At 70.2% G+C, this 12,069-nt stretch carries 7 protein-coding genes; 4 read left to right on the top strand and 3 right to left on the bottom strand.

The window, feature by feature from the left end; translation table 11 throughout:
• Positions 1-74: 74 nt before the first annotated feature.
• A complete protein-coding gene (locus tag ABTZ89_RS26690; RefSeq protein WP_270949267.1) occupies positions 75-911 on the bottom strand; it encodes an SAM-dependent methyltransferase in 837 nt (278 codons plus the stop codon).
• 129 nt (positions 912-1,040) lie between these two features.
• Here ABTZ89_RS26690 and ABTZ89_RS26685 point away from each other — a divergent pair, with 129 nt between their 5' ends.
• The 3 genes from ABTZ89_RS26685 (at position 1,041) to ABTZ89_RS26675 (ending at position 2,551) form a co-directional block, all read left to right on the top strand.
• Positions 1,041-1,910: a Sco1979 family transcriptional regulator gene (locus ABTZ89_RS26685; RefSeq protein WP_270949268.1), complete on the top strand. Its 870-nt coding sequence runs from the start codon at positions 1,041-1,043 to the stop codon at positions 1,908-1,910.
• Between the two features lie 109 nt (positions 1,911-2,019).
• Positions 2,020-2,253 (top strand): DUF397 domain-containing protein, encoded by a 234-nt coding sequence (locus ABTZ89_RS26680; protein ID WP_270949269.1) that lies wholly within the window; start codon positions 2,020-2,022, stop codon positions 2,251-2,253.
• Positions 2,237-2,551, top strand: a complete 315-nt coding sequence (locus ABTZ89_RS26675) for a hypothetical protein (RefSeq protein WP_270949270.1) — start codon at positions 2,237-2,239, stop codon at positions 2,549-2,551. Before ABTZ89_RS26680 ends, ABTZ89_RS26675 begins: the two co-directional genes overlap by 17 nt.
• Before the next feature lie 109 nt (positions 2,552-2,660).
• On the opposite strand, the gene ABTZ89_RS26670 is transcribed toward ABTZ89_RS26675, so the two are convergent.
• Positions 2,661-7,667, bottom strand: a complete 5,007-nt coding sequence (locus tag ABTZ89_RS26670) for a tetratricopeptide repeat protein (protein ID WP_351049597.1) — start codon at positions 7,665-7,667, stop codon at positions 2,661-2,663.
• A 386-nt stretch (positions 7,668-8,053) separates the two neighbouring features.
• Positions 8,054-9,127, bottom strand: a complete 1,074-nt coding sequence (locus tag ABTZ89_RS26665; RefSeq protein WP_351049594.1) for a lysozyme — start codon at positions 9,125-9,127, stop codon at positions 8,054-8,056.
• Positions 9,128-9,634: 507 nt separating this feature from the next.
• Here ABTZ89_RS26665 and ABTZ89_RS26660 point away from each other — a divergent pair.
• Positions 9,635-12,028, top strand: a complete 2,394-nt coding sequence (locus ABTZ89_RS26660; RefSeq protein WP_351049602.1) for a Tex family protein — start codon at positions 9,635-9,637, stop codon at positions 12,026-12,028.
• Positions 12,029-12,069 lie beyond the last annotated feature (41 nt).

Genomic DNA, 12,069 nt, shown 5'->3' with positions numbered 1-12,069 from the left:
TCGCCCCCACGGGCGCGGGGGGCCCTGCGGGGGGTTAGTATCACCCACCACACCCCCGCCCCCTCGGTGGACGGTCAGGGCTTGCGGGCCACCGCTCCGGCGATGCAGTACTGGACCGGGGAGAGCGGCTTGAGGCGGGGACCCGTGGGCCACCAGTCCGCGCAGAGCGTCAGACCCGGTTCCACGAACTCCAGACCGTTGAACATCGCCTCGATCTCGGCGCGGGTGCGGAACAGGCCGGTGCCCATCGGGCTGTGCAGGAACGTCTGCTCCATGCGCCGCGCGAGGTCGCTGAACTCGTCGGTCTCCGGGTCCAGGAAGTGGCTGATGCCGACGTAGGAACCCGACGGCAGCGCGTCGATGTACTCGCGCATGATGTCCTGCGGCGGCCGTTCGCCGTCGTAGTGGTGCAGGGTTCCCATCTGGAACAGCGCGATCGGCTCGCTGAAGTCCAGGTGCCTGCGCACCACTTCGTCCTGCAGGATCCGCGCGGGCTCGAAGATGTCGGCCGGGCTGAAGTGGGTCTGGGTGTTCTCCTCCAGCAGCGCGCGCCCGTGCGCGAGCACCACCGGGTCGTTGTCGACGTAGACGACCCGCGAATCGGGCGCGATGCGCTGCGCGACCTGGTGGGTGTTCTCCGCGGTCGGCAGCCCGGAACCGCAGTCCAGGAACTGGGTGACGCCGGTTTCGGCGGCGATGAACCGGGTCGCCCGGATCAGGAACTGCCTGTTGTCCCAAGCGAGCTGGGCCGCTTCCGGGGCGACTTCGCGCACCCGGTGGAAGACTTCGCGGTCCACCTCGTAGTTGTCCTTGCCGCCGAGGAAGGCGTCGTAGACGCGGGCGATGCTGGCCTTGCTGGTGTCGATGTGGATCGGGGTCTCGCCGTCGGAGGCGGCGACATCGGCAGTCATCGAGGTGTCCTCACTGGGCTTTCGTCGGGGGGGAGCGGTCGAGGGTTGCATAGCGTACGAGCTTCGCTGCTCTGAGTAAACGGTCGATGTGCTATCACTGCGTTGAGCAGGTAACGAGGAGGTGCGGCCATGGCCCGGCAGGGTGCTGCCCGCGATGGAAGTCCGACGGCACGGCGCATCATCCTGGGCGCCCAGCTGCGTCGGCTGCGCGAGGCCGCGGAGATCCCGCCCGCGGAAGCGGCGAAGGCCATCCGGGGTTCGGAGTCCAAGATCAGCCGGATGGAGCTGGGCCGGGTTTCGCTGAAGGAACGCGACATCGAAGACCTGCTCACCCTCTACGGCGTGCACGATCCCGCCGAGCGCGAGCACTTCATGCAGCTGGTCACCGATTCCCGGCAGCCGGGTTGGTGGAACCGGTACGCCGAGTCGATGCCCCCGTGGTTCCAGGACTACGTGGGCCTGGAGGGCGTCGCGGCGCGGATCCAGACCTACGAGCTGCAGTTCATCCCGGGATTGCTGCAGACCGAGGACTACGCGATGGCGCTGGCCAGTTCGGGGCATCCGTCGCTGGCCGACGACGACACGCGCCGGCGGGTGTCGGTGCGGATGACGCGCCAGAAGCTGCTGGACAGCCCGGACGCCCCGCGGCTGTGGGCGGTCATCGACGAATCCGTGCTGCACCGCCCGATCGGCGGCCCCGCGGTGCTGCGCGCGCAGATCGACCACCTGCTGGAGATGACGAAGCGGCCCAACATCGCGCTGCAGGTCGTGCCGTTCGCGCTGAGCGGGTACGCGGCGGAGGGTTCGTTCACCATGCTGCGCTTCGCCGAGCCCGAACTGCCGGACGTCGTGTACTTGGAGCACCTCAGCGGCGCGCTGTACCTGGACAAGCGGGAAGAGATCGAACGATACAGTCGTACACTCGATCGGCTGATGGTCGATGCCCGGACTCCGGAGCAAACCCGGCAAATGCTGAGGAAAATCCAGGTTTCACTCTGAACCACCGCCACGCCGCGCACGCTGAGTGATCGTCTTGTTGCGGAACGCTGTGGTACCGTTCGCGCAATGGCGTATGCAATTGCATGTGCAGCCGATCCAGGGAGACCTGATGAACGGTAGGTTCGAAGTCCCCGTCACCGCCCTACCGGGCGTGAGCTGGCGAAAGTCCCAGCACAGCGGCAAGTGGGGCAACTGCGTCGAACTCGCGGCGCTGTCCGACGGCACCATCGCGATGCGCCAGTCGCGCGAGTCCGACGGCACCGCGCTGATCTACACCAGAGCCGAGCTGGCCGCTTTCCTGAGCGGCGCCAAGGACGGTGAGTTCGATGACCTCGTCCGTTGAGGACCAGTCCAGCATCCGGCTGCGCGAGCTCGTGGCCCGCGGATTCCGCCTGATGCCGCCGGTGCGCGACGCCGACGGCGAGCTCATGGCCCTGATCTACGTGCGCCCGCACGGGGACATCGTCGACGTCGTCGAGCTCCGCGGAGAGGACGACGTCCGAGCAGCCCGCGTCTCGCAGGAGCACGGCCTCACCGCGGCGAACACGACCCGCGCGCAGTGGCACACCGCCGGAGAAGCCTGCGAGGTCCTCGACCAGGTCCTCGCGCTCCCGGACCGCCTGATCGTCGCCCGCGCCTGACTCCGCGCAGCCCCTCCCTGAGCCGACGGCAGATCGGCGGGGCGGAGCGAACGGACCGTCCGCGCCGCCTTTCGAGGCATTCGGTCCGTTCGCTCCGCACCCACCCAGGTCAGGGCAGGCGCGCCAGGAGCGTGGTCGCCTGCTCCGCGAAGGATCCCTCCTCGGTGCGGACCGCCCGGTCCAGCAGCTCGCGGGCCTCCTCGATCTCGCCGCGCCGGTAGCGGAATTCGGCGACGCGGTAAGCCGCTTCGGCGATGAGCTCGGCGTCCTCGGTGTTGGCGAGGGTGTACTCGTAGTGCCGCGCCGCTTCCGCGTGCTCTTCGCGCCAGTAGTGCATTTCCGCCAGGTGCGCCGAAGCCAGCGCCGCCGACGGGTGGCCGAGGTCGATCAGCGCTTGGAACCACGGCATCGCCGCTTCGATGTCCCGGCGGCGCTTGGCGATCACGCCGAGGTTCATCGCGCCCTTCGCCGACAGCTCCGGGTCGTCGGACTCCCACGCCCGCAGGCTCCACCCGCGCGCTTCCTCGTCGTCCTCCGCCTGGTAGGCGATCGCGGCGAGTTCCAGCAGGGCCTGCCCCGCGTAGAAGTCGTCCGGGGCGGCCTGGATCAGCTGCCGGAAGGTCTGCTGGGCCTGCGCCACCTCGCCTTCCTTGTTCAGCGACTGGGCCAGCGCGTAGACCGCCATCGGGGAGAACTTCTCGTCGGCGTCGTCGGCCGCTTCGCGGAACAGCTCGATCGCCCCGGCCGTGTCGCCTTCGTCGCGGCGCTTGAGACCGAGCATCGCCTTCATCGCCGAGCCCAGGACTTCGTCCGGGCGCTGCATGAGCTCTTCGGCCGCCGCCGGGTCGTCCTCGGACAGGATCTCCACCAGCCGGAACTTCGCCACCGATGCGGAGCTCTCGTCGCCGTTGTCGAGCACCCACTCGTAGGTCTGCTTCGCGCTGGTGAGCTCACCGCGGCGCTGCAGCACGTCGCCCAGCGCCAGCACCGCGGCAGGTTCCGGTTCCGGCGCACCGATCTCCACCGCGCAACGCAGGTAGACCAGTGCGGAATCGGTGTCGTCGGCGTTGAGGAACTCGGTTCCCGCATCGAAGGCCCATTCCGCGACGTCGCGTTCGGGCACCACTTCGGCCAGGCGCCGCAACGTGTCCGCCGCTGCGGCGTGCTCCCCGCCCGAATGCTGCTGCTCCAGCGCCACGCGAGCGTTGTGCAGCGCGTCCTCGCTCAAGCCTTCGTGGGTCGCGTGAGCAGCGGCTTTCACGTAGGCGTTGACCGCGCCGGGCAGGTCGCCCTCTTCGTGGCGGATCATGCCCAGGCCCATCTCGCCGCGCGCCGCGATGTCCGGGTTGCCGGACCGGCTGACGCGTTCGTACTCGATGCCGGCCGCGTCACGATCACCTTGCGCCAGGAGCATGTTCGCCAGTCGGCTCCGCGCCGCCTCGGACTGCTCCGGCACGTCGAGCGCCGCCGCCGCGCCGAACCAGCGGATCGCCTCGTCCAGCTCCTCGGCCCGCGATGCGCGCTCACCGAGCCAGAGCATCGCGACGATCGCGGTGTCCGGGTGGTCCGAACCGGACGCGCGGTCCAGCAGTTCGCGGGCGGCTTCGGCGGTTTCGCCGACCTGCGCGATGCGGCGGTGCAGCGCGTCGCCGAACTGCTCGGGTGATTCGGCGGCCGCTTCCGCCTGGTCCCAGGCGCGTCGCGCCTCGACCGGGTCGCCGGACTCGTGGTGCAGCTGTCCGAGCAGCACACCGGCGTCCAGCGCGGGAATCCCGGTGCCCGCGCCGAAGGCGTTCCGGCACGCGGACTTCGCACCTTCGACGTCGTTGAGCCGCGCGAGCAGCTGCGCCAGCAGCACGCCGGCGTGCCCACCGCGTTCCGGGTCCGCCACGGCGCGGCGGTACCAGGCCAGCGCGATCGCGTGCTCCTGCTGCTGTTCAGCGAGGTGACCGAGCTGCGCCTGACCGCGGGGCGCCAGATCCGGGTGCCCGTGGTCGGCGACCATGCGGAAGAACGCCCGCGCCTCGGCCCGGTCCTCCACCGCCATCCCGAAGTCCAGGCCCAGCTCGGAGCAGATCCGCAAGTCGTCGCCGGACACCTCGGCCAGCACCGACGCCGCGTCGGCCACGTCGCCCCACGCCGCGCACCAGAAGTCGGCGACCCGCGGCGAGTCGAAGTGCTCGGCGATCGCCGCCCGCGCCCCGTCGACGTCGCCCTCCCCCATCAGCCGATATCCGCGCTGCTCAGCGGTTTCGGTGCCCATCGCCTGGTGCACGCGGAGCGTGACGTCCGGGTCGTCGAAGGCCAGGGCCTGCTCGTAAGCGGCCCGCGCCCCGGCGTCGTCCCCGTTGTCCCGCCGCAGGTTGCCGAGCTCCAACGCGGCGTGCGCCTGGATCTCCGCGACTCCGGAAGCGATCGCGGCCGCGTAAGCGTCCTCGGCGAGGTCTGTTTCTCCGCGCTTGGCGAGCAAAGGCGCGCGGTAGGCGGTCGCCAGGGCTACCTCGTTGCGGTCCCCCACCGACGCTGCGCGCTCGAACGCCGCCAACGCGCCATCGACGTCGTCCCGCTCGTCGCGGAGCACGCCCAGCCGCAGCGCGGCCTCACCGGCGTTCTCGGTGTCCCCGGCCGCGACTTCGGCCAACTGCGCCTCGGCGCCGTCCAGATCACCGTCGTTCTGCAGCAGCTCCGCGAGGCTGGACCGGGCAACGGCGGCTTCGTGCGGCTTGTCCCCGCTCGCCGCCCGCTCCCAAGCCTCGCGAGCCCCTGCCTTGTCCCCGTTCTCGTTGCGCAGCGCGCCGAGGAACAGCAGCGCTTCCTGCTGCCGATCGGGGTGACCGGCATCGGCCACCAGCGATAACGCTTGGCCGGTGAACTCGACATCGCCCAGCGCCTGGTGCTGGTGCGCCAGGTTCAAGCACAGTTCGGTCGCGCTCTCGTGCAGTTCCGGCTCTTCGGCCAGCTCGGCGAGAACAGCGCCCGCGCGCTCGAGATCGCGCCGGATCGCGTGCGCGCCGAAAACCGCAAGCGCTTCGACGTCCGACTCCGAGCCCGCGGCCTGGTCGAAGCACTCCGACGCGGCGTCGAAATCAGCGGAGAGCACCAACTTCTCGCCCAGCAGGTAGGACGCGCGGGGCCCGAACTCGGGGTGACCGCTGGCGATGGTGGTCCGGTAGAGCGCCTCGAGCTCCTCGTCACGGCCGGCGATGCGGTAGAGCATCGCGAGCCTGCCGAACACCTCGGCCAGCAACGACGGATATCCCGCGGCAGCGGCGGTGGCGAACGCCGTGATCACGTCCTCCGGCTCGCCGTGCTCGACCAGCAGGTCGCCGAGCTGCGCCGCCGACCACGGCAGCAGCAGCGGATGCCCGCCGTCGACGATCCGCTCCAGCAGCCGCACCGCGTCGTCCGTCCGCTGCTCGCGGACCAGCCAACCGGCCAGCAGCTGACCGGCCTTGGTCCACACCAGCTGGTTCGGCGATTCGACCAGCTCGCCCAGCAGCTCCACCGCGGAGGTGACGTCGGTGGTCAGCAGCAGTTCGGCCTGCACCAGCAGCGCCAGGTCGCGCACCTGCGGATCAGCGGCGAGCGCGTCCAGCCCGCCGTCCTCGTCGTGCTCGAGGCGGAAGAGCGCTTCGAGCACGGGACGCGCAGCGGGCTCGTCGATCAACGCGCGGCGGAATGCGGCGTCCTGCGCGAGCGAGCCCTCGTCGGCGGTCAAAGCGCGCTGCAGGGTCCGGCGGGCCTGTTCGGCGTCGCCGGAGACCGCCTCCAGCAGGCCGAGCGAGTTGGCCGCCATCACCGACCACATCCGCACGTCCATGTCGATGACCTGCTGGTACGCCAGGCGCGCGGCGTCCGGGTCACCGGCGCCTGCCGCCTGGTGGGCGCGCATCGCGAGCTGCCTGGCGTCGTCCCCGGCCGGGTCCTGCTGCGCGTCGACGACGTCCATCATGGACAGTGCGAGTTCGGCCTGGTGCGCGACGCGCGCGTCCTCGGCCTGCGCGGCCCGGCGGAACGCCGTCGCGGCCTCCTCCGCATCACCGTGCTCGTACTGGAGAACGCCGAGGTTGTAGGCCGCCAGCGGCGCCTTGTCCGGGTGCTCGGAAGCCAGGACCCGCCCGAAGCTCTCGATCGCCCCGGCGACATCGCCCTCGTCGCGCTGCAGCTCGGCCAGCACGCCCCACGCCTCGACGGAGAAGTGCGGGTGCCGGGTGTTGATCACCCGCTGGTAGATCTCGCGCGCCTGGTCCGGCTGCTCCAGCGCGCGCAGCTGCATGCCGAGGTGGATCAGCGCGTGCAGCCGGATGCCCGGGCGCGGGTCGTCGGCCGCGGCCCGGAACGCCTCGGCCGCTCCCGCCGCGTCACCCAGGTCCTCCAGCACCCCGCCCAGCAGCACATGCCCCCAGCCGAGGTGCTCGGGGTGGCGGTAGGCGATGATCCGCTCGGCCAGCCGCCGCGCGGTTTCCGGCTCCTCGGCGTGCAGCGCGTAGAGCTTCGCCGCGCCCAGCGATCCGAAGTTCTGGTGCCCGCTGTCCAGCAGCCGCTGCAAGATCGGCTCGGCGTCGTCGTGGCGCCCCTGCTCCAGCAGCGAGCACGCCTGCTCGTAGGCGACCTGGAGGTACCGGTCGGTGGAGCGCTCACCGGGCTCGGGCAGCTCGAGCTCCGAGGCGATCTCGACGACCCCGGGGTCGCTGCTGGTCAGCGCCCGATCACGGGCTTCCCGGGCACCCTCGACATCGCCGAGCATGTGCAGCACCTGGGCCAACAGCGCATCGGCGCGACCAGCGGCGTCCGGGTCGGCGCCGTCGGCGGCGAAGCGCAGCACGGCTTGGGCTGCGGTCAGGTCGTCGGCTTCGAACAGCAGCAGGCCTAAGGAGATCGCGGCGATCTGGGCGTAGATCGGATGCCCGGAGTCGATGGCCCGCTGGTACATCGCGCGGGAGCGCTCGGGGTCGTCGAGCTCGCCGAGCAGCCCGCCCAGCAAGCACGCGGCGTGCGCTGCGGCGTCGAAGTCGCCGTCGTCGAGGACGGTGCTCAGCTCCCGCTCCGCGGCGGCGAGGTCACCACTGCCCCACAGCTTCCGAGCTGTGGTGACCCGCTGTTCCCACAATGACACGCCGCGCCTCCGATCAGGTGATCATCGATCGCGGCGAGGATATCGGTCCGCCGCACCTGTTACGGCCCGTCCCCTGGACCGAAAAAGCCGACGAAGATCACCTGCCTCGGACGCAACCGAACACCCCCGCCGAACGTCCAACAACACCCGAACGCACATCTGTCCACAAGGGACAAATGCGCCGGAGGTGCCTTTCTGCAGGTGGTGGACCGTGAGCACTTTGTGTCGCTATGGCAACAAAAAGTACTCACGGATCCTGAGCAGGCAAAACGCTCCGATTGGGCGGATTCCCGAGTTCGGGGACCGTCCGCAGGCGCAGAAGAGCGGGCCGCCCGCTTTCGCGGACGGCCCGCTCCCGTCGAAATTCCGCGGCGCGAACGCCTGGGTCAGCGCGCCAGCTTCTCCAAGCGCGCCTGGCCCTCCTGGAACTGGTTCAGGTCGGTGTTGCCGCTGATGCCGGCAACGCTGCCCTGGTCGGTGTACTGCCAGAAGTGCCAGTTGCTGAAACCGTTGGGCACGGACGGGCTGTCCACGCCGTAGGAAGCCAGCCACAGCGGGTGCCCGTCGAAGCTGTTGGTGCTGCCCATGCACTCCCGCCAGAACGACGGGTTGGCGTAGATGACCGGCTCCTTGCCGGTGCGCTCCTTGACCTTGTCGTTGAAGGTCTTGGTCCACTGGTGCATCTGGTCCACCGACATCCCGTAGCAGCCGCCCGAGTTCGGGTCGACCTCCAGGTCCAGCACCGGCGGCAGGGTCTTGCCGTCGGCCTGGTAGTCGGCGACGTCGAGGAACCGGTTGGCCTGCTCCTCGGCGGACGAGTCGCTCGGCCGCGCGAAGTGGTAGGCACCGGCGATCAGCCCGGCGGCCTTGGCCCCGTGGTACTGCTCGCTGTATCGCGGGTTGGAGAAGCTGGTGCCGTCGGTGGCCAGCACGAAGGTGAACTTCTTGCCGTCCGCGGCGACCTTGCCCCAGTCGATGGGCCCGTTGTGGTTGGACACGTCGATGCCCTCGACCGGCGGGCCGAGCGGGGCCTCCGGCTCGGGCGCCGGAGCCGCTGGAGCGGCGTCGCGCGGCTCCGCCTGCTGCGGAGGGGGAGCTTGCTGCAGCGTGGCGTGCTGTTCCAGGGTGGCCTGCTTGTCGGGAGCGGCCTCCTGGATCGGGGCGGCCATCGCGGCCTCTTCGATCTGGGGCTTGGCCGGGCCGGCGACGGCGGTGCCGATCACCAGGCCGACGACGCCGACGGCTGCGACCGCGGCGCCCGCCTGCATCGAACGAGTGCGCGAAGCCCGCACGACGGGCTCGGGGAGCTTTTCCTGAACCGCGGCAACGTGCGGCGCAACCCTCTCCCGGAAGCGCCGCACCGCCGGAGCGTCCTGGACCCGCCGCAGCAGCGGGGCCAGCCACTGCACGAGGCGCTCGACCAGCGGCGCGAGCCACGCGCGAACGCGGTCCGCGGCCACGCGCAGGGCCTGGTCGACCCGCTGGGCAGAGGAGGGGGAGCTCTGCTTCGGGGTGGAAGCGTTGTCGAAGTTTTCGGGGGATCTCGGTTGGTCGGAGTTTTCGGGGTTCACGAGTCCCCACACTCCAGCACGGAGCGTGTACCGACATCGAGGTTTGTACGTGCCCGAGTACCTAGTTTAACCCCTTCGAGCTACAGCACTCGCTTGATCCGTCACGGTTCGTGACAACAGTGCGTCACGCTCCGAGATCCCGGCGGCCCAGGTCACAAGCCCTCCGGCTCCGCCACGCAGCACCGCAGTTTCAATTGAAACTGCGATCCGCCGTGCCTGGGGTTCGCAGTTTCAATTGAAACTGTGGTCCATCGGGCCCGACGACGGCCGGTGACCGGACCACCCCGATGAGCAGCATCCCGACACGCCGACGCGAGTGCGGACGTAGCCTGCGAGCCCGGTCCGGCACAATGTCCGGTCGGATCTGGCGAAGATCGCAGAGAAGGCGGAATCAGCATCGTGACGACTGTTCATCAGAAGATCGCCGAGGAGCTCGGCGTCCGCGAGCGCCAGGTGCAGTCCGCCGTCGAGCTGCTCGACGGCGGGGCGACTGTGCCCTTCATCGCCCGCTACCGGAAGGAAGCGACCGGCGCCCTCGACGACGCCCAGCTGCGCACGCTCGAAGAGCGCCTGCGCTACCTGCGCGAACTCGAAGAGCGGCGCACGACGGTGCTGGACTCGATCCGGTCCCAGGGCAAGCTCACCGACGAGCTCGAGGCGCAGATCACCGAGGCCGACTCGAAGGCGCGGCTGGAGGACATCTACCTCCCCTACAAGCCCAAGCGCCGCACCAAGGCCCAGATCGCGATCGAGGCGGGCCTCGAGCCGCTGGCGGACAAGCTGCTGGCCGACCCGAACAACGACCCGCAGCAGAACGCGGCCGAGTTCGTCGACGCCGACAAGGGCGTCGCCGACGCGCAGGCCGCGCTGGACGGCGCGCGGTCGATCCTGGTGGAGCGCTTCTCCGAGGACGCCGACCTGATCGGCGAGCTGCGCGAGAAGGTCTGGGCGCGCGGCCGGGTGGTCTCCAAGGTCCGCGAGGGCAAGGAGGAGGAAGGGGCGAAGTTCGCCGACTACTTCGAGTTCTCCGAGCCGTTCACCGACCTGCCCTCGCACCGCATCCTGGCGCTGTTCCGCGGTGAGAACGAGGAGGCGCTGGAGTTGTCCCTGGAGCCGGACGACGGTTCCGAACAGGTCGGCCCGACCGACTACGAGCTGCGCATCGCCCAGCAGTTCGGCATCGCCGACCAGGGCCGCCCGGCCGACAAGTGGCTGTCGGACGTGGTCCGCTGGGCGTGGCGGACCCGCATCCTGACCCGCCTGAGCGTGGACATGCGGCTGCGGCTGCGGCAGAACGCCGAGGACGAGGCGGTCCGGGTGTTCGCGGCCAACCTGCGCGACCTGCTGCTGGCCGCGCCCGCGGGCTCTCGCGCCACGATGGGCCTGGACCCGGGCTTCCGGACCGGCGTGAAGGTCGCGATCGTGGACGGCACCGGCAAGGTCGTCGCCACCGACACGATCTACCCGCACCAGCCGCAGCGGCAGTGGGACCAGGCGCTGGCCAAGCTGGCGACGCTGGCCAAGGAGCACTCGGTCGACCTGATCGCGATCGGCAACGGCACGGCCTCCCGCGAGACCGACAAGCTGGCCGGCGAGCTGATCAGCCAGAACCCGGATCTGAAGCTCACCAAGATCTCGGTGTCCGAGGCGGGCGCGTCGGTGTACTCGGCTTCGGCTTACGCCTCGCGCGAGCTGCCGGACCTCGACATCTCCCTGCGCGGCGCGGTGTCCATCGCCCGCCGCCTGCAGGACCCGCTGGCGGAGCTGGTGAAGATCGACCCGAAGTCGATCGGTGTCGGCCAGTACCAGCACGACGTGTCGGAGACGAAGCTGTCGCGTTCGCTGGACGCGGTGGTCGAGGACTGCGTGAACGCGGTGGGCGTGGACGTCAACACGGCGTCGGCCCCGCTGCTGACCCGCGTGTCGGGCATCAGCGAGACGCTGGCGGGCAACATCGTCCAGCACCGCGACACCAACGGCCCGTTCCGCACCCGCACGACGCTCAAGGACGTGGCGCGCCTGGGCCCGAAGGCGTTCGAGCAGTGCGCGGGCTTCCTGCGCATCCCGGACGGCGACGACCCGCTGGACTCCTCCGCGGTGCACCCGGAGGCCTACCCGGTGGTGCAGCGGATCATGGGCAGCACCGGCACGGAGATCCGCGAGCTGATCGGCAACGCCCGGGTGCTGAAGTCGGTGCGGCCGCAGGACTTCGTGGACGACAACTTCGGTCTGCCGACGGTCACCGACATCCTCGCCGAGCTCGACAAGCCGGGCCGCGACCCGCGCCCGGAGTTCAAGACGGCGTCCTTCGCCGAGGGCGTGGAGAAGATCGCAGACCTCAAGCCGGGCATGACCCTGGAGGGCGTGGTCACCAACGTGGCGGCCTTCGGAGCCTTCGTGGACGTGGGCGTCCACCAGGACGGCCTGGTCCACGTCTCGGCGATGTCGAAGAACTTCGTCAACGACCCCCACGACGTCGTCAAGTCCGGAGAGATCGTCCGCGTCAAGGTCCTCGACGTCGACATCCCCCGCAAGCGAATCTCCCTGACCCTCCGCCTCGACGACGAGCCCGGAGCCGGCGGCAAGCCGGAGCGAGACACCAACCGAGGCGGCGGCCGAGGCCAAGGCGGCGGCAACCGCAACGGCGGAGGCCGGAGCAACGGCAACCGAAACGGCCAGGGCGGCCGAAACGGAGGCCAGAACCGAGGCGGCCAAGGCCGCGGAGGCCAGCGAAGCGCCCCGTCCGGCGCAATGGCCGACGCCCTCCGAAAGGCCGGCTTCGGCAAGTGACACAAGCGAAGGGCGCCTTGACCAGAACAACCGGTCAAGGC

Origin of the sequence: Saccharopolyspora sp. NPDC002686, assembly GCF_040295745.1 — a bacterium.
GTDB lineage: Bacteria > Actinomycetota > Actinomycetes > Mycobacteriales > Pseudonocardiaceae > Saccharopolyspora > Saccharopolyspora oryzae.
The sequence above is the reverse complement of the archived record's forward strand: the minus strand, read 5'-3'. Positions and strand labels throughout refer to the sequence as shown.

What these genes read in the sequence shown, in the direction of transcription:
- ABTZ89_RS26675 (WP_270949270.1), top strand. Translation starts at nt 2,237, where the DNA reads ATGACCTCGTCCGTTGAGGACCAGTCCAGCATCCGGCTGCGCGAGCTC.
- ABTZ89_RS26690 (WP_270949267.1), bottom strand. Translation starts at nt 911, where the DNA reads ATGACTGCCGATGTCGCCGCCTCCGACGGCGAGACCCCGATCCACATC.
- ABTZ89_RS26685 (WP_270949268.1), top strand. Translation starts at nt 1,041, where the DNA reads ATGGCCCGGCAGGGTGCTGCCCGCGATGGAAGTCCGACGGCACGGCGC.
- ABTZ89_RS26680 (WP_270949269.1), top strand. Translation starts at nt 2,020, where the DNA reads ATGAACGGTAGGTTCGAAGTCCCCGTCACCGCCCTACCGGGCGTGAGC.